Source organism: Novosphingobium panipatense (genome assembly GCF_900182875.1).
Classification (GTDB): Bacteria; Pseudomonadota; Alphaproteobacteria; order Sphingomonadales; family Sphingomonadaceae; genus Novosphingobium; species Novosphingobium panipatense.
The window spans coordinates 88719-114264 of sequence record NZ_FXUI01000007.1; the positions used below are offsets into that span (position 1 = coordinate 88719).

Here is a 25546-nt window from a genome sequence, read left to right on the forward strand (position 1 = left end):
TATTTCGCGTCGTCGCTCACATCTATCGCTCAGTCCGGCGTGGCGATCCGGAAGGAGGCAAGCGCGGCGACGAGAAGAGTGCCTGCCGCAAAAGCCATCGTCCAGATCGGCTCGCCGGGGAAGAACGCCTTCATGATCGAGCCCATGACCGTCGCCACCAGAAGTTGCGGCAGCACCACGAAGACGTTGAAGAGGCCCATGTAGATGCCCAGCTTCGACTGCGGCAGGCTGCTCGCCAGAATCGCGTAGGGCATCGCCAGGATGGAGGCCCAGGCCACGCCGATGCCAAGCTCGCACAGGATGAGCGCCGTGGGATCGCGCAGGATCATGAACCCGGCGAACCCCGCAGCCCCCGCGACGAGGCAGAGCGCGTGCGTCCTCGCTTTTCCGATCCGCGCCGAAAGCATGGGCAGCACGGCCAGCGCGGCAATGGCCGCGACACCGTTGTAGACGGAAAACAGCACGCCCACCCAGTTGCCCGCCTCCTGATAGGCGGCACTTGCCGGGTCGGCCGAGCCGAAGTGGTACTGCGCGACGACGGGCGTGGTGTTGATCCACATGATGAACAGCGCGGACCAGCTGAAGAACTGCACGAACGCGAGCCGCTTCATCAGCGGCGGCATACCGGAGAAATCGCCGACGATCCCGGCCAGCATCGACGTGCTGCGCCCCGCCCGCGCCATGCGGATCGCCAGCCCGGTCGCGATGCCGTATCCGCCGAGGAGCGCGGCCAGGAGGTAGACCTCCTTCTCCAGCGCCCATGCCCAGACGGCCAGCGCAACAAGACCGCCCGCCACGATCCACGGCAGCCCGCTCAGGATGTTGCGCCGGGCCAGAGCTCCGGCGGTGTCCGCCGCTCCGTCATCCTCCGCCTGCCCGAACGCGGCCATTTCCTGCGGGGAGTACTCCCTCGTGGAAACCACCGTCCACACGACCGCCAGAAGCAGCGCCAGGCCGCCGGCCCAGAAACTGTAGCGCACCGTATCGGGAATCTCGCCGAGCGCGGCGGCATTCGAAATGCCGAAGTGCTCCAGCGCATAGGGGAAGAGCGAACCGACGACGGCGCCCGCACCGATGAAGGCGGTCTGCACCGCGTAGCCCGCCGTGTGCTGGTCGCGACGCAGCATATCGCCGACGAAGGCGCGAAACGGCTCCATCGAGACGTTGAGGCTGGCATCCAGCATCCACAGCAGCAGCGCGGCCATGAGCAGCCCCCCGCTTGCCGGCATCCCGATGAGCGCGATCGTCGCCAGAATAGCGCCCGCAAGGAAGTAAGGCCGCCGCCGCCCCAGCCGGCCCAGCCAGGTCCGGTCGGACATATGCCCGACGATCGGCTGCACCAGCAACCCGGTCAGCGGCGCGGCGACCCAGAGCGCCGGAAGATCGTCGATGCTGGAGCCCAGCGACTGGAAGACCCGGCTCATGTTGGCGTTCTGCAACGCGAAGCCGATCTGGATGCCGAAGAAGCCGAAGCTGATGTTCCACAGCCCTGCCCAGCCCTGCCGGGGCTTGTCCATCATGGCGTCCTTCATCGCATTCCTTCCCAGATCCCCCGCCGGCCCAGATCTCCTGACGGCGTGCCTTTGGACCGGGCGCGCTGCCGCCTGCCGGTCAGTCCGTCGGACTTGCACGCCGCCTTGTCGGTCACAACATGCATACGAATGCCATGGCACCGCACGGCCGCCCTCGGTGCCTTCCGCTCAGGTCGGGGCGCCCGACCCTGCGGTGCTGCGACGGACGACAAGATGGGCGGGCAGCGTCCGGGACACCGCCTCTCCGCTTTCGATCTGGGAGGCCAGCGTCTCTACCAGCACGGCCCCTGCCCGCTTGATATCCTGCATCATCGTGGTGAGCGGCGGGTTCGTCATGCTCGCGGCGGGGAGATCGTCGAAGCCCATGACCGCCACGTCGCCCGGGATCGACAGCCCTGCCTCGGCAAGGGCGCGCATGGCGCCGATGCCGATCAGGTCGCTGGCGGCGAACACGGCGTCGAAGGGCACGCCTTCCTCGATGAGGGCGCGCATCGCTTCGCGGCCCATCTCCTCAAGGTTGACGACGTCGCGCTGGAGCCGGGGGTCGACTGCGATACCGTTGGCGATCATCGCCTCGCACAGGCCGCGGTAGCGCTTGGCAAATTCGGGATAGTGTTCGTCCGCCTGCCCGAGAAAGACGATGCGCCTCCGCCCGAGCCCCAGAAGATGCTCCCCCGCAAGACGCCCGGCGCCCAGGTTGTCCGACCCGATCGTCACGCCCGTCTCGTCCCGAGGGCTGCCCTGGTCCACGCTTCCCCAGCGCACGAAATGCGTGCCCTGCCGCACAAGCTGCCGCAGCCGGCTTTCGTAAAGCTTGTAATCGCCATAGCCCAGCAGGATCAGCCCGTCCGCCCGGTGGCTGTCCTGGTAACGCACGTGCCAGTCGTCCTCCAGCTTCTGGAAGGAGATCAGAAGATCGAGGCCGCGGTTGGCGCATTCGCGGGTGATGGCCCCCAGCATGGCCAGGAAAAAGGGGTTGATCTTCGAATCGTCGGGCGACTGCTCCTCGAAGAAAAGCAGGGCGATGGTGTTCGACCGCTGCGAGCGCAGCGAGGATGCGTTCTTGTCTACCGAGTAGTTCAGCTCCCGCGCGATCGCCTCGATCCGCGCGCGTGTCGCCGCGCTGACGGATTTGCTCCCCCGCAACGCCCGGCTCACGGTCGGCTGCGAAACTCCGGCGCGATAAGCGATATCGAAGCTGGTTGGCCGGTTCGTCGGTTTACGTCCCATTCCTCATCCTCATCCCGTGCGGCACCTTATTGCCACAGAGCCGCGTGAACCGGTTGCAGTCGTGCCCTTTCCCTAAGATGCGGCAGTTGCCCGGATGCAACGCCCCGTGCCGCAAGAGCACTCACGTATACGTATGCCATATTATGCGCAACGCCGGAGCCTCCTAAGCAGCAGCGAACAAGGGGGCTACGGCAGCAATGCGCGGGCTCCCTTCTTCAGGAGGAAACGCCGGACACCATGCGAAATGGGCCGGCCTGGTTCAGGAGAGGACGTCATGTCGCTACGCAATGAGATTTCGGCCGTCGCGGTTTCATCGCGCACGGCTGTTGCCGCAGCCCTTTTCGCGGCAGCGCTTCCCGCCGCCGCATCCGCGCAGAACGCAAGCCCCGCTGACGAGGGTGCAGCCGCCGCGGACACCATCGTCGTCACCGGCTTTCGCGCCTCGCTGCTCAACGCCATCAATGAGAAGCGCACCGCCGAGCAGATCGTCGAGAGCATTTCCGCCGAAGACATCGGCAAGCTGCCCGACGCTTCCATCGCGGAATCGATCGCCCGCCTGCCCGGCCTGACCTCGCAGCGCGTGAACGGCCGCTCGAACTCGATCGCGATCCGCGGCTTCGCGCCCGACTTCTCGACCACGCTGCTGAACGGCCGTGAACAGACGTCGACCGGTGACAACCGCGCCGTCGAATACGACCAGTACCCGTCGGAAGTCGTCAGCGCCGTCAACGTCTACAAGACGCCCATGGCAAGCCTCGTCGGCCAGGGCCTGTCGGGCACCGTCGACATGCGCACCATTCGCCCGCTGGAAGCCGGCAAGCGCATCATCTCGGTCGGCGCACGGGGTTCCTACGCCGATCTCGGCAAGCTGAACGCCGGTTCCGATGACATGGGCTACCGCATCAACGGCATGTACGTCGACCAGTTCGCCAACGACACGATCGGCGTCGCGCTGGGTGCGAGCTACACCGACGAGCCCTACCAGATCCAGGAATTCAACGCCTGGGGTTATGGCGAGACGGCCGACGGCAGCCGCGTGATCGGCGGCTCCAAGTCCTACGTCACTTCGACCAAGCTGAAGCGCCTGGGCCTCAACGGCACCCTGCAATGGCAGCCGACGCCCAACCTGACGACCACGCTCGACGGGTTCTACTCGAACTTCAAGGACGACCAGATCAAGCGCGGCGTCGAGCTGCCGTTGTCCATGGACACCGACACCGCCGTGCTGACCAACCCGACCGTGGTGGACGGGCTCGTCACGGGCGGCACCTTCACAGGCGTCAAGGGCCTCGCTCGCAACGACCTCTTCAACCGCCACGCCAAGCTCTACTCGTTTGGCTGGAACACGAAGTGGGAAGGCGACGATGGCTGGAAGGCCTTCGTGGATGTCAGCTACTCGAAGACCGACCGCAGCGAACTCAGCATCGAGACGACCGCCGGGACGGGCCGCTACCTCGTCGGCGCCTACGACACCGTCGGCTTCACGATGAGCCCGAAAGGCGCCATCTTCTCGCCGACGATCAACTACGGCGATTACGGCAGCATCCTGCTGACCAGCCCGCAGGGCTGGGGCGGTGACCAGACGGCCGTCGACGGCACCCGCATCATCAATGGCCAGGACGGCTACTACAACGACCGCCGGATCAAGGACGAGCTCTGGCAGTACCGCGTCGAAGTGGAGCATGAGTTCGAAAGCGGCTTCCTGCACTCGATCCAGGCCGGCTGGAACTACACCAACCGGTCCAAGACGCTGGTGCCCGAAGAGTACTTCCTGGGCCTTGCCGCTAACACCGACGGCCTGACCAGCGTCCCCGTTCCGGACCAGTACCGCACCGGTCTCACCAGCCTTCAGTACCTCGGCCTTGGCCAGGTCATCAGCTACGATCCGGCCGCGCTCGTGCGCGACGGCATCTACAACCGTGTCGCCAACCCCTACGGCGACGTGGTGGTCAAGAGCTACGCGATCCGCGAACGCCTGATGACCGCCTACCTGCAGGGCAACCTCGATGCGGACGTGGGTTCGGCGCACCTGACCGGCAACTTCGGCGTGCAGGCGCAGTGGACGGACCAGAACTCCCGCGGCGCCAGCGCCGTTCTGCTGGGCCAGAACCCCAACGGCTCGCCTAACGTCGGCGCGCTCGTCCGCAACGACAGCGTCGACTACCTCGATGTCCTGCCGAGCATGAACCTGTCGCTGCGCTTCCCGAGCGAAACCGTGGTGCGCTTCGCGGCGGCCCGCGAGATCATTCGCCCGCGTCTCGACGACATGCGCGCGTCGGAAAAGTTCGATTACACCATCACCGGCGGCGTCGCTCAGGTGACCGGAGAGTCGGGCAACCCGTACCTGCGTCCGTGGCGCGCAAACGCCATCGACCTGACGTTCGAGCAGTACTTCAGCGGCAAGGGCTACATCGCGGCGCAGTTCTTCTGGAAGGATCTGAAGAGCTACATCTACAACCAGCAGTTCACGGTGCCGACTGACACCCTGTCGCTGCAGGATCCAGGCAACGGCGTGGTGCTTTCGCCCACGGCGCAGCTGACGACGCCGATCAACGGCAAAGGCGGCAAGCTCTACGGCGTCGAAGTCGCCACCACCCTGCCGTTCGAGACCTTCGTCTCCGCGCTGGAAGGCTTCGGCGTCACCGGATCGGTCGCCTACACGAAGACCAAGATCAAGCCGACGCCGGATTCGCCGTCCACCGACCTGCCCGGCTACTCCAAGTGGGTCGCCAACGGCACCGCCTACTTCGAGAAGGCTGGGTTCAACGCGCGCGGCTCGGTCCGTTACCGCTCGACCTTCCTGGGTGAAGTCTCCGGCTTCGCGGCCAACCGCGTCCGCCGCCGCGCCAAGGCGGAGACCATCATCGACGCCCAGATCGGTTATGACTTCCAGGCGGGCAGCGCACTTGAAGGTCTCTCGCTCTACATTCAGGGCCAGAACCTGACGGACGAGCCTTTCGTCACCACCAACCCGGGCGATAACCGCGAAATCATCGACTACCAGCGCTACGGTCGTCGCTACCTCGCAGGTTTCTCCTACAAGTTCTGATCGTGCTGCCTTGGCGCCGAACGGGAATCTCCTCCTCCCGGGCGGCGCCACACCGGCGGAACCGGCGAAGTTCCTCCCTTCCCGGTTCCGCCTACCCATCCCGATGAAGGGATCGCTCCGCCTCCGTACTGGCAAGGCAGGGCATGACATCATCCTGTTCGCCTGGCGCGGCGCGCCCGGCACCGGCCATCTGGAGAATGCCCCGATGAACCGCCTCATCCCTTCGCTCGCCGCACTGGCGCTGGCCCTCTCACACGGCAGCGCGTTTGCCGGTCCCGCCGAGGACATGCGCGCCCGCACGCCGGAACAGGAAGTGATCTACTTCGTCCTGCCGGACCGATTCGAGAACGGCGACCCGTCGAACGATCGCGGCGGCCTTAGCGGCGGCAAGCTCGATCATGGCTTCGACCCGGCGGACAAGGCGTTCTACCATGGCGGCGACCTCAAGGGCCTGACGAACCGCCTGGATTACATCCAGAACCTTGGCGCCACCGCGATCTGGGTGGGGCCGATCTTCAAGAACAAGCCCGTGCAGGGCCCTGACGACCAGAAGAGCGCCGGATACCACGGCTACTGGATCACTGACTTCACGCAAGTCGATCCTCACTTCGGCACGAACGACGATTTCAAGGCCCTCGTCGATGCCGCCCACGCGCGCGGCATGAAGGTCTACATGGACATCATCGCCAACCACACGGCCGATGTGATCCAGTTCAAGGAGGGCATCGCCGAGGGGTATCCCTACCGCTCCAAGGCGGACTATCCCTTTTCGCGGCGCGGGGGCCTGAAAGGGCCGGCAATCAACGCCGGCTTCGCCGGCGACGCCGATCCGAGCACGGGAAATTGGGCGAAGCTGACCGATCCCTCCTTCGCGTACACACCCATCGTCCCCAGGGCCGAGAAGAACGTCAAGGTTCCGGCCTGGCTGAACGATCCGGTCTGGTACCACAACCGCGGCAACACGCATTGGAAGGGCGAAAGCGCGCAGTACGGGGACTTCGTGGGTCTCGACGACCTCGCGACGGAGAACCCGCGCGTGATCGCGGGCATGATCGATATCTACGGCGACTGGATTGACCGCTTCGGCATCGACGGCTTCCGCATCGACACGGCCCGCCACGTCAACCCGGAGTTCTGGCGCCAGTTCGTCCCCGCCATGCTTGAGCGAGCGAAGGCGAAGGGCATCCCCAACTTCCACATCTTCGGCGAAGTGGCGACGGGCGATTACGATCCCGCCCTCCTCGCTTCCTGGACCCGCGATGCGGACCTTCCCGCCGTTCTCGACTTCGCGTTCATGCGCGCCGTGAACGATGCGGTGGGCGGGGCGAAGGACGGCGGTACGGAAACCCTCGCGCGCCTGTTCACCGACGATGCGCTCTATGCGGGCGGCACCAAGGGTGCGCTCCAGCTTCCGACGTTCCTCGGCAACCATGACGCGGGCCGGCTGCCGATGTTCCTGAAGCTGGGCCAACCGCTTGCAAGCAACGACGAGCTGCTGCGCCGCTCGATGCTGGGTCACGCCATGCTGCTGACCCTGCGGGGCGTGCCGACCATCTATTACGGTGACGAGCAAGGCTTCGTCGGTCACGGCGGCGACCAGTGGGCGCGCCAGGACATGTTCGCTTCGCAAGACCCGCTGCTGACCGACGAACCCCTCCTCGGAACGGCCCGGGCGCCGACCGCCGAGCACTTCGATCCGGCGCACCCGCTCTACCGGCACATTGCCCAGCTTGCCCGACTGCGGCGCGATACCCCTGCGCTTCACGCCGGGAGCACCAAGGTCCGCGCCTCTTCCGAAAAGCCCGGCCTCTTCGCCGTATCGCGCTTCGATCCGAAGACCGGGCGGGAAGTGCTGGTGGCTTTCAACACCTCGACCGAGGAAGTGCGCGCCAATGTGGTCGTGGAGCCCGGCTCCGCCCGGTTCCGCTCACTGGCCGGGTCCGGCTGCCCGGCCGCCCCGACGGCTCCCGGCTCGCTGGGTCTGACGCTCCCGCCCCTCGGCTTCACGGTCTGCGCGGCGCAGCCCTGAGCGCCTTCGCCCCTGACTTTCCCTCCCCGGAAAAAACGCGATGACCAAAGAAACGATTTCCAATGCCCCCTGGTGGCGCGGCGCGGCCATTTATCAGATCTACCCGCGCAGCTTCGCGGACTCCAACGGCGACGGCATCGGCGATCTGAAGGGCATCGCCGCGCGGCTTGACCATGTCGCCCGGCTCGGCGTCGAAGCCGTATGGATCTCTCCGTTCTACGCCTCCCCCATGGCGGATTTCGGCTACGACATCTCGGACTACTGCGCGGTCGATCCGATGTTCGGCACGCTTGAGGACTTCGACGCCCTGGTGACGCGTGCGAAAGAGCTGAACCTCAAGATCATCATCGACCAGGTCTACGCGCACACCTCAGACCGCCATCCCTGGTTTGCCGAAAGCCGCACCTCGCGCGACAATCCGCGCGCGGACTGGTACGTCTGGGCCGATCCCAAGGCGGACGGCACTCCGCCGAACAACTGGCAGTCGATCTTCGGCGGCCCGGCATGGCGCTGGGACGCACGGCGTGGCCAGTACTACATGCACAACTTCCTGGCCGAACAACCGCAGCTCAATTGCCACAACCCCGAAGTGCAGGACGCGCTGCTGGGCGTGGCGAAGTTCTGGCTCGATCGGGGGGTCTCGGGCTTTCGCATCGACGCCCTCAACCACGCGATGCATGACCCGCTCCTGCGCGACAATCCCGCCGCTTCCGATGACACCCGCGTCCGGACCCGGCCCTATGACTTCCAGGTGCAGGTCTACAACCAGTCCCATCCTGACCTGTTCGGCTTCATCGAACGGCTGCAGGCGCTGATTGCCAGCTATCCCGGCACCTTCTCGCTTGCGGAAGTGGGCGGCGCGCGCGCGGGCGAGGAGATGAAGACCTTCACGCAAGGGCCGGACCGTCTCGACAGCGCGTACGGCTTCGATTTTCTGTACGCCGAGAACCTGACGCCCCGGCGCATCGCCGCAGCGCAGGATTACTGGCCGGACGAGGCGGACGTGGGCTGGCCCAGCTGGGCTTTTGAGAACCACGATGCGCCCCGCGCCCTCTCCCGCTGGTGCGCGCCGGAGGACATCGACGCCTTCGCGCGGATGAAGACGATGCTCCTGCTCTCCTTACGGGGCAATCCGATCCTGTTCCAGGGCGAGGAGCTCGGCCTGCTGCAGGACGAGATTCCGTTCGAGATGCTGCGTGACCCGGAAGCCATCGCCAACTGGCCGCTCACCCTTTCGCGCGACGGCGTGCGCACGCCCCTGCCTTGGCTGGCGCAGGACGAACACGGCGGCTTCACCGCCGCAACGCCCTGGCTGCCGATGAGCGCGCAGAACCTCGCCCGCGCCGTCGACCGTCAGGAGGCCGATCCGGACTCCCTGCTCCATCTCACCCGGCGGCTCGTTGCACTGCGCAGCGGCAATGCCTCGCTTCGGCGCGGTTCCTGCGAGGTCGTGGTCGCCGACGAGACACACCTGGTCCTGCGCCGCGCCTTGGACGGCCAGAGCGTTCTCACCGTGTTCAACATGGGACCGCAAGCCACGCCGTGGCCGGCCGGAGTGCCGACCACGGGTGAAGCCCTCGCCGCCGTCAACGACGCCGAAGCCGGCACGCTGCCCGCCTGGGGCGGCATCTGGATCATCGAAGGAGAAACCGCATGAAGTCGCCGCTCGCCCTGTTCGCAACGGCCGGTATCGTCCTTTCCGCTCCCGCCATAGCGCAGGACGCGAAGCCCTCCGTCACGGCGGCTTCGCCCGACGGCTCGATCGTCCTCACGGTCACCACCGATAACGACAGCCGCCCGACCTGGTCGGTGAGCCGCAAGGGCAAGCTGCTGATCGCGCCCAGCAAGCTCGGCTTCGTGCTGACGGACGGGCTGAACATGACTCGCGGCTTTGCCATCGCAGGCAGCGAGACGGCGCAGGGCAACCAGACTTGGGAGCAGCCCTGGGGCGAACGCCGCTTCGTAAAGGACACTCACAACCAGCTGACCGTGCGCTTCCGCCAGGCGGAAAACCAGGGCGCGCGCCTGATGAACGTCACGTTCCGCCTGTTCGATGACGGTATCGGCTTCCGCTACGAACTGCCCGAGCAGCCCGGGCTCAAGACGATGAAGATCGCAGACGAGACGACCGAGTTCGACATCGTGCCCAAGGGTACGGCCTGGTGGATTCCGGGCGGCGAATGGAACCGTTACGAACAGGTCTATCAGGAGACGCCGATCGAAGCCGTTTCCACGGCGCACACGCCGATCACCATGAAGCTCGAGGACGGCACTCACATGTCGTTCCACGAGGCCGCGCTGGTCGACTATGCCGGGTACTGGTTCAAGCGTGCCGACGGCCAGAAATTCCGCACCACGCTGACTCCCTCCTCCCAAGGCGCGCGCGTCGTGCGCGACCTGCCCTTCGCCACCCCCTGGCGGACCGTACGCATCACCGACGATGCGGCAGGCCTCGTCGAAAGCGATCTGGAGCTCAATCTCAACGAGCCGAACAAATTGGGCGATGTCAGCTGGGTGAAGCCGGCGCGCTACATCGGCATCTGGTGGGGCATGATCCGCAATGACTGGAGCTGGGCGGAAGGTCCGAAGCACGGCGCGACGACCAAGCGGACGATGCAGTACATCGACTATGCCGCGAAGCACAAGTTCCGCGGTGTGCTGGTGGAAGGCTGGAACAAGGGCTGGAACGGCGACTGGTTCGGCCATGGCGACGAATTCAGCTTCACGGAAGCGACGCCGGACTTCGACCTCGAAGCGGTTACGAAGTATGCCGCCCGCAAGGGTGTCCGCCTGATCGGCCACCATGAGACAGGCGGCAACATCGCCAACTACGAAGCCAACATGGACGCGGGCTTCGCGCTCTATGGCAAGCTGGGCGTGGACACGGTAAAGACCGGTTACGTCGCCGACCATGGCGGCATCATCGCCAACACGGATCACCCGGGAGCGCCGGTGGGGCCGCTGCGGATGGAGTGGCACGACGGCCAGCGGATGGTCCAGCACCACCTCGCCGTGGTGGAGACGGCCGCCAAGTACCACGTCGCGATCGACGCCCATGAGCCGGTGAAGGACACGGGCCTGCGCCGCACCTATCCGAACTGGGTATCGCGCGAGGGCGCGCGAGGCATGGAATACAACGCCTGGGGCAAGTTCGCGAACGGCCCGGAGCACGAACCCACGCTCGTCTACACGCGCATGCTTTCCGGCCCGATGGACTTCACCCCGGGCGTGCTCAGCCTTGAAGGTGCGCAAGGGCCGCTCGCCTCGACGCTCGCCAAGCAGCTGGGCCTGTATCTCGCGCTCTACTCGCCGATCCAGATGGCGGCGGACTTCATCGAGCAGTTGGACAAGCATCCCCGCGAGATGAACTTCATCGAGTCCGTTCCTACCGACTGGTCCGAAAGCCACCTCATCGCCGGTGAAGTGGGCGACTACGCCATCTTCGCACGCAAGGATCGCACCTCCAAGCGCTGGTTCGTGGGCGGCGTCAACGACGCGACAGCGCGTACCGTCACGCTGCGGTTCGACTTCCTCGAACCGGGCAAGACCTACAAGGCAAGCGTCTGGAAAGACGGCGAAGGCGCCACCTATGAAACCGAAGCGCGTCACAGGATCGCCTATGACACGCGCACGGTGCGCAAGGGTGACAGTCTCGACGTATGGCTGGCGCCTGGCGGTGGAACCGCTATCCGGTTCGAGCCGAACTGAGGCCGCTTGCAGGGCCTCAGGAGCAGCGTGACTGGGCGGGACTCGTCCCTTCCGTCACGCCTGAGGCCGTGCTGGCGCGAAGGTCGCGATCGTCACGCACGATGAACGCGGCTTCGCGCCGGAAGGTGGGCCGGCCGACGAACCAGGAGCCGAACAGCGGCTGGTACGTATAGCTGACCTCGGCGAACATCACCGCCGAATTGGGCACGGCGGTGATCAGGGGACTGCCCATCCCGGCCAACGTGGTTCCGGTCAACCCGGCCTTCTCCCTGCCGTACCGCGACACGACCGCCAGCTTGCCACGGCAGCGTTGCCAGTGGATGTACTGTCGCCCGGTTGCCGAATCGCGCTCAAGGCTGGACAGGATGATCCGTCCATTGTCCTCGAACTTGAAGCTTGAGCCCTGAACCAGCGCCCCGGTCATGACCGAGTCCACCATGGTCTCCGTGACGGTCGGAGACACCGCACTGTTGTCCGTCTGCCCCAGGCGCGAGGCGTTGTCGGCCACGGTTGAGGCGATCTGTCCGACCTGCATGTTGACCGTCGCCATCCATGCCAGTTCGGTGCCGTAGAAGCCCAGCGTCACCAGAATGGGCAGGATCAGCGCGAACTCCATGAATGAGACGCCGCGCTGGTCGCGCTTCAGGCGCCGTGCGAACCTAATCACTTGGCACATCATGAGCAGGTTCCCGACGAGGAGCCGTACTTTTCCTGAAGCGCAAACGGCTGGTTCTTCTGCACGGCGGTCGCGCTCTGGGTGCGCAACGCGCCGCCGTTCGGCATGAAGGGCACCACGAACACAGGCTTGTACTTGACGGTCGCCGTGTAGAGGACGACGTCGTTCGCCCCGCCGTTGTCGTTGGTGCCGACGTCCGCATCCCAACGGTTGTTCCTGTTCTCGTCGGTGTAGATCTCGGCGTTGTCGCAGCGCCCGTTACCGTTCTTGTCATTCCAAAGCTCGGCGCGCTTGATGTCGGCGAAATCGTAGTAACTGACCCGCTTAAAGGTGACCGCGGCTGCAGGCGCGACGGTCTTGACCATTTTCTCCACGTAGGCATCCGACTGCGCGGTATTGGCGATCTCCAGGCTGTTGCGCCGCGACGCTTCCTGCACTGCGCCCCGCAGCACCGACACGATGTAGGCGTTGTAGGCCATGTCGAAGATACCCATCAGCAACAGGATCAGAACCGGCGCGGCGACCGCGAACTCGATGATGGTGGCACCCCGCGCGTCGTCGCGAAGCCGCCTGAGGCTGGCCGGGATCCTCACTCCACCACCCTCAGTTCACCGACTTGCTTGGCGATCTCCTGGAACGCCGCGTTCAGTTCCGTGGAGTTGTTCGCCACATAGGAGCTTGAATCGGACGCGCAGGCCTTCAGGTCGGAGTTGATGCTGGTCGTGAAGGCGATGACCCAGACGCGGATGCCCTTGTCCTTGATCGCCTCGCAGACCGCGCGAAAGCGGCTGGTATGACGCGCGGCATCGTTCGAATAGCCGTCGCTCGTAACGCGGCGATCATAGTACTCGATGCCCCAGGCCTGCTGGATCAGGTAATTCGGCTCCATCTCACCATCGGTCATGAAGATGAGATGGCGCGACACTTCGCCGCCGTTTCGCGGTTCCTCGTTCACCACCGACGACCACAGCCCCTGCGGCGAGAGCAAGCGACCGCCCCAGATCATGCCGATGTCGAGATAGGTGCTACCCTCGGCCTGAAGAGAGTCCGCGTAGGCGTTGAAGGCGCTCTGGCTCATCGGTGCGAGAAGCTGCGCGCGAACCGGGCAATAAGAATTCGCGGCACCACCGTTTGAGGTCTTGGCTGTCGTGTAATTGCTGCGGCTGTCCCAGCGGAGGAAGGCCACCTCGGGCCACATCGGCTTCCACTTCGTCGCATCGCGGTTCACGTCGGGCGCACCATCGAGGTCGAGATCAAGCGCGCCCGCAGGGCTGATGCCAAGGATTGACGAGTAGCTGAAGGCGCTCTGCGCCACAGTCTGGCGTTCCTCGATGCAGCCGGCCCAGACGGAGGAGACGTTGGCACCGTTGGTTCCGGTGGGCGTAGTGGCGCGGGCGAAGGTCTTGTAGACGCTCGTGTCGTACTCCTGCGGCTGATAGGACCAGCCCTGCGTCACCGACCGCGACTGATAGCGTTCGTTGACGATGTAGACCGTGCGGCAATTGAAGATCAGGAACGAGCATACACGCGTCTCCTGGCAGCTGTACTCGTATTTGCGCTGCGTGCCACTATCGGCGTCCTCGAAATCGGACGAGTTCGGCGGTTTGTTGGCGTTGCACTCCGCCAGCGTGTTGTAGTTGTCTGCAGCATTCGATCGCGACCAGCTGGTGAAGCTGCTCGGTGTGCCGTACGACGCCTCCCACACGCGCGATTGGTATGTCTGCTTGTCGACGATATAGCGGCGATCGCGGTCCATGATGAGCCGGCCGACGTTCACCGACGAGCTGTAAGGCACGAACCCGTACCGCACACGCGCGTTGCTGCTGGCCGTGGCCGCCGCGATCGTGCCGTAGAAGTTCTTCATCGCCGCACGCAGGGCCTGAATGCGGGTCTGCGAGCCGGTCAGGGTCGTGTTCATGGAACCGGTGGTGTCGAGCACCATCATGACGTCCGAGTTGCCCACGCCCATGGAACTGCTGCAGGTCACCCGGATGTCGAAGGTGTTGCGCCCGAAGACACGCATGACCAGCGTGTCCAAAACCGTTGTGGCGGTGCCAACCACCGTCTGCCCATTGTCTGGGGAGCTAAAGTCGGGAACGACAGTGCCCAGTTTCAGGTTCGCACTACGAACATTCGTCGCGAAATACGCCAGAGCCGCATCTTTAGAAGCCTTATCGAACCCTTCGGTCGTGACCGTGCGCCGCCCGGCCAGAGCGCCGGCATCGCACGCAGCCTGCATCTGGCTGCGCACAAGGTAACTGCGGCTGATGTCGATGGCGGAGCCCACGATGGCAACGGCCACCAGCATGCCAACTGCCGCGATCGGCAGGACGTTGCCTGAGGTGTCACGAAACAGTTTTGCCGCGAAATCAAATGCTTTACGCATCGTCAACCAAGCTGTCCTTGCATTTGTCCCGTTCTTCCCGATGTTAATACCGCGAATATCTTAAGGAAGTTTTCGCATCGGCTCCGGCGGCATCCGCCAGAAGCGGCATCAGGCGGAGCGAAAAAATTTATATCGCCGGGAACCAGCAATGCCCTTCGGGCGTTGTTTGCCCGATCCGAAGGACCGCGCGCAGGGGGGCGGTTCCGAATTCCAGGCAGTTATCCCTGCGAGTTGAGTGAATGGCGACGGCGCGCGGACTGGATAACTCAAAGCTCCTCTACATCCTGCTTCCCCTTGTAATCGGATTGACTTTCGTCGCCGACACGCTGCTGCCGCTGGGAACCTCGATCTGGGTGATCTACCTGCTGCCAACGGTTCTGGCGTACCTGGCGCCGCACCGTCTGGCGCCGATCGCGGTGGCTGCCGTGGCCACGGTGCTGGTGGTCGTGGGCTATCACGTCGCCCCCACGGGCGTGGGGCAGAGCGTGGCCCTCATCAATCGTACGCTGGGCACGATCACCAATCTTCTTCTCGCCGGCATCGGCGCGGCGTTCATCTCGTACCGCAATGCGACTCGTGCGCTGCAGGCCGTCCGAGAAGGTGAAGCCACGCTGTCACGGAACGTCGCGGGCAACCTGGCGCTTCAGGAGCTCGCCCAGCGAGCCCTGACCTTCCTTGCGGAGCGTTTCGACGCCTCGGCCGGTGTCATCTATGTCGAACAGGATGGCACTTACAATCGTGTCGCAAGCTATGGCGTTCCCTCCAGCGCGGACGTGCCTCACAAGCTGCAGCCCGGCGACGGTCTGCTGGGCGAAGTGATGCGTGATGGCCGCTCGCGGATCATCACCAAAGTGCCGGCTGGCTATCTCGCCTTCGGAAGCGCGCTCGGCCATGCCGCCCTCGACAAGCTGGTCCTTGGCGGAACCGTGATCGACGGCAAGATCAACGCCGTGATCGAGCTCGGCTTCCTCGACGATGCCGAATCGCGAGCGCCCGAAGCTCTGCAATTCCTCGATGTCGTCAGCGCCTCGCTTGGCCTCAGCCTGCGCGCGGCCAAGTACCGCGCCCGGCTTGAGCAACTGCTTGCCGAAACACAGCAGCAGGCCGAGGAGCTCGCCAACCAGAGCGAGGAACTGCGCACCACCAACGATGAGCTCGAAGCCCAGAGCAAGGTCCTGCTCCACTCGCAGGCTCAGCTCGAGGAGCAGCAGGCCGAACTCGAACGGTCGAACGCACAGCTGGAGGAGCAGGCCAACTCACTCGAGGCGCAGCGTGACGAGCTGACCCGCGCGCAGGCCCTGCTGCGCGGCCAGGCCGAGGATCTCGAACAGGCGAGCCGCTACAAGAGCGAGTTCCTGGCGAACATGAGCCACGAACTGCGCACCCCGCTCAACTCCCTGCTTATCATGGCGCGCCTTCTGGCGGACAATCGCAGCGGCAATCTCAGCGACGAACAGGTCCGATTCGCCGAGACGATCGAGACCTCGGGCAACGACCTGCTCACCCTCATCAACGATGTTCTCGACATCTCCAAGATCGAGGCCGGCAAGCTCGACCTGGAGCCGCGGACGGTGCCGGTCTCGGCCATCGTCTCCAAGCTGCGCGACACCTTCGCGGCTTCCGCCGCCAAGAAGAACCTGGATCTACGGCTTGAGATCGCCAGCGACGCGCCGATCGAGATTGAAACGGACCCGCTGCGCCTCGAACAGGTTCTCAAGAACTTCCTGTCCAACGCCATCAAGTTCACCGAGCGCGGCCATGTCGCGCTGGAAGTCACGCAAGCCGGGGATCGGATGGCCTTTACGGTGCGCGACACCGGCACGGGCATCCCGGAAGACCAGCAGGGCACCATCTTCGAGGCCTTCCGGCAGGCGGACGGCGGAATTGCCCGCAAGTACGGCGGCACCGGCCTCGGCCTTTCGATCTCCCGCGAACTGGCGCAGCTTCTCGGCGGCGCGATCACGCTGGAGAGCACGCCCGGCAAGGGCAGTGCGTTCACTCTCACCCTGCCCCGGCGCTTCGACGCGGCTTCCGCTCCTGAGCATGTCCGCCAGCCCTCCCCCACGCCGCTTGCCAGCCCGCCGGTCCCCGGCCCCACTGTCAGCCGGCGTATCGCCGCGGTGCCGGACGATCGTGAGACGCTGAGCGGCGATTCGCGCATCATCCTCATCGTCGAGGATGATCCCGCATTCGCCCGTATCCTGGCGGATCTGGCTCACGAAGTCGGCTTCTCGTGCCTCATCGCAGGTACGGCCGACGAAGGCGCGCTTCTTGCCCGCCAGTACCTTCCGCAGGCCGTCATCCTCGACATGCACCTGCCCGACCACACCGGGCTTTCCGTGCTCGACCGCATCAAGCGCGACGCGCGCACGCGCCACATTCCGGTCCACATCGTCTCTGCCGATCACGACGATCACGCCGCCCTGGCAAGCGGCGCGGTCGGCTACCTGTTCAAGCCGGTCAGCCGCGACACGCTAGTCGATATGCTGGAAGGGCTTGAAGCCCGGATGGCGCAGCGCCTGCGCCGCGTCCTTGTGGTGGAGGACGACGCGCAGCAGGCCCAGGCGATCCACCATCTCCTCGCCTCGCGCGACGTCGAAACGGTCGAGGTCCACTCGGCGGCGGAGTGCCTCGACAGCCTCGGCGCCGAAACCTACGACTGCATGGTCCTTGACCTCAACCTCCCCGACATGTCGGGCCTGGACCTGCTCGAACGCCTCTCCCACGACGAAAGCGTCGGCTTCCCGCCGGTCATCGTCTACACCGGCCGCGATCTCTCGGCCGAAGAGGAGATGCGGCTGCGGCGCTACTCCAAGTCGATCATCGTCAAGGGAGCCAAGAGCCCCGAGCGCCTGCTCGACGAAGTGACGCTGTTTCTCCACCAGGTCGTGTCCGACCTTCCGGCGGAAAAGCAACAGCTTCTGGCCCGCTCCCTGGGTCGCGATCAGGCGCTTGAAGGCCGGCAGGTCCTCGTGGTCGAAGACGATATTCGCAACGTCTATGCGCTCACATCGGTGCTCGAACCGCATGGCGTATCCGTACGGATCGCCCGTAACGGCATCGAGGCCCTGGGCGAACTGGCCCGCGTGGCCGATAGCGACGGTTCGGCGGTCGATCTCATCCTGATGGACGTGATGATGCCCGAGATGGACGGCCTCACCTGCATGCGCGAGATCCGCAAGGATGCGCAATGGTCGCGTCTGCCGATCATCGCCCTCACCGCCAAGGCCACCGAGCGCGACCACCGCGAGTGCCTTGAGGCCGGCGCGAACGACTATCTTTCCAAGCCGCTGGACGTGGACAAGCTGCTCAGCCTGGTGCGCGTCTGGATGCCGCGATGATGGTGATCCGGTCCGACGACACGCTTGCGGATATCGAGCTCGACCTCATCGTCGAGGCCATCTGGCGGCGGTACCAGTATGACTTCCGGGACTACTCGCGCGCATCGCTGCGCCGCAGGCTGGAGCACGCGCAGGCCCACTTCGGCCTGCCGCACATGTCCAGCCTTCTCGATGTCATTCTGCATGATCCGCAGAGCCTGCCTGTGCTGATCGGCACCCTGACCATCCAGGTCAGCGAGATGTTCCGCGATCCGTCGTACTTCCGCGCGATCCGCGAGCAGGTCATCCCGCACCTTGCCACATGGCCGTCGGTCAAGGTCTGGGTTGCGGGCTGCGCCAACGGGGAGGAGTTCTATTCGCTGGCGATCCTCTTCCGCGAGGCCGGGCTTGAGGAGCGCACGCACTTCTACTGCACCGACATCAGCCGTGCGGCCCTGGCGAAGGCGGAAGCGGGCATCTACGAAATCGAACGCATCGCCGGGTTCTCGCGCAATTACATCGAGGCCGGCGGACTGGGCTCGCTGTCGGACTACTACACAGCCAGCTACGGTGTCGCCCGCTTCGATCCCGCCCTGCGTCGCCGCGCCGTCTTCGCGGACCACAACCTTGCCAGCGACGCGGTCTTCTCCGAGGTCCAGCTGGTTTCCAGCCGCAACGTCCTGATCTACTTCGACCGGACCTTGCAGGACCGCGCCCTCGGCCTTTTTGCCCGGTCGCTCCCCCCCGGCGGTTTCCTCGGCCTGGGCGCACGGGAGACCATCAACTTCTCGGCCGAAACCGAGAGCTTCGCTGAGTTCGCGCCGCAGGAGAAGATCTGGCGGCGCACGACTCACGACGCGCTGGAGGCCAATTTTGCTGAATGAGCCTCTGAAAATCCTTGCGGTCGATGACATCCGCGAGAACCTCGTCGCGCTGGAGGCCGCGCTTGATCAGCCCGGCGTCGAGCTTGTGACGGCATCCTCCGGGTTTGAGGCGCTCGAATTGCTCCTCAAGCACGATTTCGTCCTCGCCCTGCTCGATGTGCAGATGCCCGAGATGGACGGGTTCGAACTGGCCGAACTGATGCGCGGCACCGAGCGTACGCGCGGCGTTCCGATCATCTTCCTGACCGCCGTCGCCACGGACGAACGGCGCAAGTTTCAGGGCTTCGAAGCCGGGGCGGTCGATTACCTCCTCAAGCCGATCGACATCACCGTCCTCAACTCCAAGGTTGCAGTGTTCGTCGAACTGGCCCGCCAGCGACGCGAACTCGCGTTCCAGCGGGACGAACTCGGCGCCGCGCTCAGCCGCCTGCGGGCGCATGGCGACAATTCGCCGCTTGCGGTGCTGGAGATCGATTCCTCCCTTCGCATCGTCGGCTGGTACAAGAGCGCCGAGCGGACGCTGGGCTACCTGGGTTCCGAAGTGCTGGGTCAGTCGCTGCACGATGCGCCTTTTCTGCCGCCGAATGCCGGACGGGAGGAGTTCCTCAACGGCATGGCCGCCCTGATCGAAGGCGGTGATCGCCGCGCCATGCAGGAACACAGCTACTGCCGGGCAGACGGCATGCTGCGCGAGGGGGAATGGTACTGCTCTTCCCTGGCGGGCAACGGCCTGAGGCCCGGGAGCGTGATGATCGAAATGCTCGACATCACCGAACGCCGCCGCGCCGAGGAGACGCAGCGGTTGCTCATCGGTGAATTGAACCATCGCGTGAAGAACACGCTGGCGACAGTCCAGGCCATCGCTTCCCAGGGATTCCGACACGCCCGGTCGCACAAGGACTTCCAGGACGCCTTCACCGGCCGCCTCCAGGCTCTGTCCAGAGCGCACTCGATGCTGAGTGCGACCACCTGGGAAAGCGCCGGACTGCGCAGCCTCATTGCCGATCATGTCGCCATCGGCGCCGTAAGCGAGGAGCGCCTGCTGCTGGACGGCCCCGATGTCGATCTTTCGCCGGAACTGGCGCTGCGCTTCTCTCTGGTGTTCCACGAATTGGCCACGAACGCGCACAAGTACGGGGCTTTCTCCAATGCCGTCGGCACGGTGCGCCTGACGTGGACCTGCACGGACAATGTCCTGCACATGGAATGGCTCGAGCGGGGCGGTCCGCCTGTCCAGCCGCCAGAACGGCGCGGCTTTGGCTCCACCCTGATCGAGCACAGCATGCTTGCCGACGGGGCGCAGATCGTGTCGGACTTCGCTCCGGAAGGCGTGACGTGGACGATGACCCTTCCGCTCGGACCCGCTGTCGTCGGCGGAGCGGTCAAGCCGCCCCCGCCGCCGGTCTGCGCCAGGCCGGACCGTCCCGCCGCTTCGGAGCCACTCCCGCACCTGCGCATCCTGGTGGTCGAGGACGAGCCACTGGTGGCAATCGAACTGATGATGGAGATAGAGAACGGCGGCTGCGTGCCACTCGGTCCTGCCACTTCCTGCGACCAGGCCCTTGCGCTCATCAAGGAGACCGGCCCCGATCTTGCCCTTCTCGACGGCAACCTCAACGGCGAGAAGATCGGCCCGGTGGCCGACGAGCTGGCCCGGCGGCGCACACCGTTTGCCTTCATCAGCGGCTACGACCGCGAGCACCTGCCACAGGCGCATTGCGACCGTCCTATGCTAAACAAGCCTTTCCTATCGGCAGATGTTCGGAACATGCTGCTCGAACTGGCGGAGAGCGCAAAGGACCGCGTACCGTAAGGCCGCCGCAGGAACGCGCCGCCACCCCGGAGCGCTTTCGGCGATTCGCGCCTCGTCGCCCGTCGCGGCAGAGGCGTGACAATGGCACCACGCCTTGTCTCTTTCGCCCCTTTGCGTCCGAAGCGGCGCGGGCAATCCTGAGCGCGGTTTGCTTTTACACCCGCTTGCACTATATGCGCGCTCGAACGCCCCGGCCGTCCCCAAGGCGCCGGGGCTTGCTCTTTTGATCGTTTCAAGGACCACGCGCATGTCCCGTCGCCGCCAGATCTACGAAGGCAAGGCCAAGATCCTCTACGAAGGCCCCGAGCCCGGCACGCTGATCCAGTACTTCAAGGACGACGCGACCGCTTTCAACGCGCAGAAGAAGGGCACCATCCAGGGCAAGGGTGTCATCAACAACCGCATCAGCGAGTATGTGTTCACGCGCCTGAATCACATCGGCGTGCCCAACCACTTCATTCGCCGTCTGAACATGCGCGAGCAGCTCGTCCGGCAGGTCGAGATCATCCCGATCGAGGTGGTTGTGCGCAACGTGGCGGCCGGCTCCATCTCCAAGCGGCTCGGCATCGCCGAGGGCGAGATGCTGCCTCACACGCTTATCGAGTACTATTACAAGGACGATGCGCTCGGCGACCCGATGGTCGCTGAAGAACACATCGCCTGCTTCGGCTGGGCCAACCACGACGAGATGCAGGACATCGCCGCCATGGCGATCCGCGTGAACGACTTCATGGCCGGCATGTTCGCCGCCATCAACATCCGCCTCGTCGACTTCAAGCTTGAGTTCGGCCGCATCTGGGATGGCGACTACAGCCGCGTGATCCTGGCCGACGAGATCAGCCCGGACGGCTGCCGCCTGTGGGACATGGTCACCGGCGAAAAGCTCGACAAAGACCGCTTCCGTCGCGACCTCGGCGGGGAGGAGGAAGCCTACCAGGAAGTCGCCCGCCGTCTCGGCCTGCTCCAGGATGATGCCGGCCCGAGCGAGGTGCTCGACCTGTCGAAGCACCGCAAGCTGCGCGGCAAGTAAGCCACAGGCGAGATGAAACAAGAAGGAGCGGTGCTTTGCGGGCGCCGCTCTTCTCGTTTCGGAATCACGCCTGCCGGCTTCGACTTTCCCGCACGCTGCGCCACCACCCCCTTGCCACCGCTGCCGCCCCTTCGCTACGTCGTGGCGCGATGAGAGGTTCCTTGATCGCGCTTCTCCTCGTGCTGGTGCCCCCGCCACTGGCAGCGAAGGAGAAAGCCCCCCACGCCGACATGACCTGGGCTTTCCAGCACAGCGACGTACCCGTCGATCCCGCGTTCCGCTTCGGGCGGCTCAAAAACGGCATGCGGTATGTCATCCGTCGCAACGCGACACCCGCCGGGACCGCCGTCGTTCGCCTGAACGTCGAGGTGGGATCGCTGGACGAAGGGCCTGCCGAACACGGCTTTGCGCACTTCGTCGAACACATGGCCTTCAACGGTTCCACGCGCGTGCCGGAAGGCCAGATGGTGCCCCTTCTGGAGCGGGAGGGCCTTGCCTTTGGTGCCGACACGAACGCTTCCACCAGCTTCGAGCGCACGGTCTACAAGCTCGATCTGCCGCGCAATGATCCCGCGCTGATCGACACGGCGCTGATGCTGATGCGCGAGACCGCCGGCAACCTCACCATCGCGCAGGCAGCGGTCGATCGGGAGCGCGGGGTCATCCTCTCGGAAATGCGGGACCGCAATTCCTGGGCCTTGCGCAACGCCATCGAGTCCACCCGCTTCTTCTACCCGGGTTCGCTTTACGCGCAGCGCTTCCCTATCGGCACGGCCGAGACACTCCAGGCCGCCAGCGCAGCAAGCCTGCGCGCCTTCTACGAACGCGAGTACGTTCCCGCGCGCACGACCCTCGTGATCGTCGGTGACTTCGACGTGGATGCCGTGGAAGCGGGCATTCTGCGGCACTTCAACGACTGGGCGCCCAAGCCGGCCGAGCCTCAGCCCGCACCAGGCCCCTTCTCGCGCAAGGACAGGAACCGCGCGTCCGCCTACCTCGACCCCGCCTTGTCCGAGCGCATCACCGTCCAGCGAAACGGCACATCGCTGCACAAGCCCGACACGATCGCGGAGCGGCGCGAGAGGCTGCTGCGCTCGATCGGCTACGACATCGTCAACCGACGGCTCCAGCGCCTCGCCCGCAGCGCACAGCCTCCTTTTCGGGGCGCGGGTTTCGGCACGGGCGACGTGTTCAAGGCCGCCCGGTCGACACGACTTATCGTCGATACCGTCGACGGCAAGTGGCGCGCGGGTCTCGAAGCCGCCGGCCGGGAATACCGCCGCGCCCTCGCCTACGGCTTTTCCGAGGCGGAAGTGGCCGAGCAGGTCGCGCAGCTTCGCACGGCAAGCGTGAACGCGGCGGCCGCCGCCTCTACCCGCAGCAACGCCATGCTGGCGCAGCTTGCCCTCACGCTCGTTGAAGACCGCCTCGTGCCGTCGACGCCGCAGTCCTCGCTCGAACGGTTCGAGGCTTTCGCCCCCGACATCACACCCGCTGCCGTGCTCGCCGCACTGAAGCGCGAGGCGCTGGGGCTTGATGCTCCGCTCATCCGCTTCCAGGGGCGTCAGGCGCTCGAAGGCGGCGAAGCGGCGCTGCAGGCGGCCTGGAACGATGTGATGCACGGAAAGGTGGAGAGGCCCACCGCCGCCGACACCGCGCAGTTCGCCTATACGGACTTCGGCCCGCCCGGACAGATCACCTCGGACACGCGCCGGGACGATCTCGGCCTGCGGGAGGTGCGCTTCGCCAACGGCGTGATGCTCAACCTCAAACGGACGGACCTCGAGAAGGACCGTGTGCGCGTCAGCCTCTCCATCGACGGTGGGGATCGGCTCAACACCCGCGACAACCCTCACGCCACGCAACTGGTGCCTAACCTCGAGGATGGCGGCCTCGGCCGGCACAGCCGCGACGAACTCGATACGATCCTTGCGGGGCGCAGCGTGTCGCTGGGTCTCGGCCGGGGAGAAAGCAGCTTCGACACGCGTCTGGTCACCACGCCGCGCGATCTGGAAATCCAGCTCCAGCTCCTGACGGCGCTCATCACCGACCCGGGCTACCGGCCTGAGGGAGAGGTGCGCTACCGGCAGGCCATCAACAACTTCTTTGCCCAGCTCGACGCTACGCCCGCCTCCGCTCTTGGCGCGCGGCTTGGCGCAATCCTGAGCGACAGCGATCCGCGCTTCAGCCTTGGGGACGTTGAGGCGTACCGGCAACTCACTTACGCGAAGCTGCGGAACGATATCGGCGACCGGCTTGCCAAAGGTGCGGTGGAAATCGCGCTTGTCGGTGACATCGACGAGGATACCGCGATCGCCCTTGTCGCTCGGACGTTCGGCGCGCTTCCGCCACGTGAAAGGGGCTTTCACGAAGAGTCGGCCGGCCCGCCGCGCCCGTTCACCCGCGACCGCTCCCTGCGAATCGTGCGGCACTCCGGCCCCGCCGACCAAGCGCTGCTGCGCATTACCTGGCCCACCCGTGACGACAGCGACGCGGTCGAAGCGCTGGCGCTGGAGATGCTGGAGCGCGTCATGCGCGTCGAACTCACCGACCAGCTGAGGGAAGCGCTGGGCAAGGCTTACTCACCCTCGGCAGCCAGCAGCCTCTCGCGCGGATGGAAGGGCTACGGCACCTTCTCCGTCAACGCCTCCATCGATGTGACGGACGTGCCCGCCACGCGCAAGGCGATTGCACAGGTGGTCGACGAACTGCGCGCCGCGCCGGTAAGCGAAGACATCCTGCGCCGCGCACGGCAGCCGCTCATCGAAGCCTACCAGAACGCGCTGAAGACCAACGGCGGCTGGATGGCGCTGGCGGCCCGGGCGCAATCGCAACCAGACCGGATCGAGCGTTTCCGGAACGCTCGGGATCGGCTGCTGGCGCTTACACCGGCAGACGTGCAGGCTGTTGCCCGCCGCTATCTCGTGCAAGGCGCGGGAGTCGAGGTGCTGGCACTGCCCAAGGATGCGGCAGTACCCGCTCCCACCTCCTAGCGGGCGTGGTTCGGACGGGTTTCCCTGCCCGTCCGCTCCGCCCAGTCGACGATCAGGTCGTCGTACAGCTTCTGGTCGATCAGCTCGTACTTTTCCTTGAAGTCGCCGAATGCGGCGGCTGCGCTCGCGACCGAGCCGGTTTCCATGAGCTCCCGCGCCATCTTCAGGTGGTTGACCGCGGCGGAGACCCAGCCCCAGCCCGTGGAAAGGGTGAAGCGGGTATCGGGCAAGTTGAAGCCGAGGGTGCAGACGGGGATCGGCATGTGCGGAATGACCTGCGCCTGCTGTTCGGGCGGAGCGCTGGCAAAGACGATGGCATCCGCACCCGCCTCGGCGTAGGCCTTGCCCCGCCGGATGGCCTCTTCCACAGATCCGGTGCCGCCGCCGCCGTTCGCGCTGGTGTACAACTCGTCGCAGCGCGCGATGATGACGAGGCCCGAATCGCCACGCGCCTTGACGCCGGCCTCGATCCGGCACTGCATCTCTTCCACCGGGCAGAGCCCGTTCACATGCTTGGAGTGCTTGGGGTTCACCTCGTCCTCGACGTGGTACCCGGCCACCCCGGCTGCGACGTACATCTTCGTGAAGCGATAGGCGTCCGCCACTGTCTCGCCCAGGGTGTCGGCATCGGCGACAAGGGGGATATCCATGGCCTGCGCGATCCTTCCCGCTTGATCGATCTGCTCGATCTGGCTGAAGATGCCGTTGTCGGGCACCGCGTAGTGGAAGGCCGAACAGGCATGGCCGCCAAGGTAGGCCGCCTTGAACCCGACGTGCTGGACGATTCGCCCGGTAAGCGCGCTGTACGCTTCGGCAGCCACGAAGTGCTCGCCGTTCTCGATCAGCGCGCGCAGCTTTTCACCCGGTGTCGGCATGTCCTGTCTCCCTCTCTGGGA

The 25546-nt window shown here is 65.3% G+C and carries 15 protein-coding genes; 9 read left to right on the forward strand and 6 right to left on the reverse strand.

From position 1 onward, the window contains the following. Window positions 1-29: 29 nt before the first annotated feature. A complete protein-coding gene (locus QOL62_RS12470; RefSeq protein ID WP_283406572.1) occupies window positions 30-1517 on the reverse strand; it encodes an MFS transporter in 1488 nt (495 codons plus the stop codon). Window positions 1518-1700: 183 nt separating this feature from the next. After that, window positions 1701-2762 carry a LacI family DNA-binding transcriptional regulator gene (locus QOL62_RS12475; RefSeq protein WP_103730555.1) on the reverse strand — a complete coding sequence of 354 codons (1062 nt, stop codon included), beginning with the start codon at window positions 2760-2762 and terminating at the stop codon, window positions 1701-1703. A 274-nt stretch (window positions 2763-3036) separates the two neighbouring features. On the opposite strand from QOL62_RS12475, the gene QOL62_RS12480 reads away from it, so the two are divergent. The 4 genes from QOL62_RS12480 (at window position 3037) to QOL62_RS12495 (ending at window position 11548) form a co-directional block, all read left to right on the forward strand. Further along, window positions 3037-5811, forward strand: a complete 2775-nt coding sequence (locus QOL62_RS12480) for a TonB-dependent receptor (protein WP_283406498.1) — start codon at window positions 3037-3039, stop codon at window positions 5809-5811. A 205-nt stretch (window positions 5812-6016) separates the two neighbouring features. Further along, on the forward strand, window positions 6017-7840 hold the full coding sequence (locus tag QOL62_RS12485) for an alpha-amylase family glycosyl hydrolase (protein ID WP_283406573.1): 1824 nt from the start codon (window positions 6017-6019) through the stop codon (window positions 7838-7840). Between the two features lie 40 nt (window positions 7841-7880). Next, on the forward strand, window positions 7881-9497 hold the full coding sequence (locus QOL62_RS12490; RefSeq protein ID WP_283406499.1) for an alpha-amylase family glycosyl hydrolase: 1617 nt from the start codon (window positions 7881-7883) through the stop codon (window positions 9495-9497). After that, the gene (locus QOL62_RS12495; RefSeq protein ID WP_283406500.1) at window positions 9494-11548 is read left to right on the forward strand and encodes a glycoside hydrolase family 97 protein; all 2055 of its coding nucleotides are present in this window, start codon (window positions 9494-9496) and stop codon (window positions 11546-11548) included. Before QOL62_RS12490 ends, QOL62_RS12495 begins: the two co-directional genes overlap by 4 nt. Before the next feature lie 16 nt (window positions 11549-11564). Here the strand turns inward: QOL62_RS12495 and QOL62_RS12500 are convergent, their stop codons facing one another. The 3 genes from QOL62_RS12500 to QOL62_RS12510 are packed head-to-tail and all read right to left on the reverse strand — an operon-like array spanning window position 11565 to window position 14610. Further along, window positions 11565-12215, reverse strand: a complete 651-nt coding sequence (locus tag QOL62_RS12500; protein WP_283406501.1) for a TadE/TadG family type IV pilus assembly protein — start codon at window positions 12213-12215, stop codon at window positions 11565-11567. Between the two features lie 8 nt (window positions 12216-12223). After that, entirely contained in the window at window positions 12224-12817 is a 594-nt protein-coding gene (locus tag QOL62_RS12505) for a TadE/TadG family type IV pilus assembly protein (RefSeq protein WP_283406502.1), read from the reverse strand. Then, a complete protein-coding gene (locus tag QOL62_RS12510) occupies window positions 12814-14610 on the reverse strand; it encodes a pilus assembly protein TadG-related protein (protein WP_283406503.1) in 1797 nt (598 codons plus the stop codon). The genes QOL62_RS12505 and QOL62_RS12510 overlap by 4 nt, the downstream gene beginning before the upstream one ends. Window positions 14611-14849: 239 nt before the next feature. Between QOL62_RS12510 and QOL62_RS12515 the strand changes: the two genes are divergently transcribed. The 5 genes from QOL62_RS12515 (at window position 14850) to QOL62_RS12535 (ending at window position 24650) form a co-directional block, all read left to right on the forward strand. Then, window positions 14850-17951: a response regulator gene (locus tag QOL62_RS12515; RefSeq protein ID WP_283406504.1), complete on the forward strand. Its 3102-nt coding sequence runs from the start codon at window positions 14850-14852 to the stop codon at window positions 17949-17951. Beyond that, a complete protein-coding gene (locus QOL62_RS12520; RefSeq protein WP_283406505.1) occupies window positions 17948-18814 on the forward strand; it encodes a CheR family methyltransferase in 867 nt (288 codons plus the stop codon). Before QOL62_RS12515 ends, QOL62_RS12520 begins: the two co-directional genes overlap by 4 nt. Then, window positions 18804-20627 (forward strand): response regulator, encoded by a 1824-nt coding sequence (locus tag QOL62_RS12525; RefSeq protein ID WP_283406506.1) that lies wholly within the window; start codon window positions 18804-18806, stop codon window positions 20625-20627. The genes QOL62_RS12520 and QOL62_RS12525 overlap by 11 nt, the downstream gene beginning before the upstream one ends. A gap of 247 nt (window positions 20628-20874) precedes the next feature. Continuing rightward, the gene (purC, locus tag QOL62_RS12530) at window positions 20875-21657 is read left to right on the forward strand and encodes a phosphoribosylaminoimidazolesuccinocarboxamide synthase (RefSeq protein WP_103730545.1); all 783 of its coding nucleotides are present in this window, start codon (window positions 20875-20877) and stop codon (window positions 21655-21657) included. 161 nt (window positions 21658-21818) lie between these two features. Beyond that, a complete protein-coding gene (locus QOL62_RS12535; protein ID WP_283406507.1) occupies window positions 21819-24650 on the forward strand; it encodes a M16 family metallopeptidase in 2832 nt (943 codons plus the stop codon). Here QOL62_RS12535 and QOL62_RS12540 read toward each other — a convergent pair. Continuing rightward, window positions 24647-25525: an isocitrate lyase/PEP mutase family protein gene (locus QOL62_RS12540; protein WP_283406508.1), complete on the reverse strand. Its 879-nt coding sequence runs from the start codon at window positions 25523-25525 to the stop codon at window positions 24647-24649. The two genes, QOL62_RS12535 and QOL62_RS12540, sit on opposite strands and share 4 nt — an antisense overlap. Between the last annotated feature and the right edge of the window lie 21 nt (window positions 25526-25546).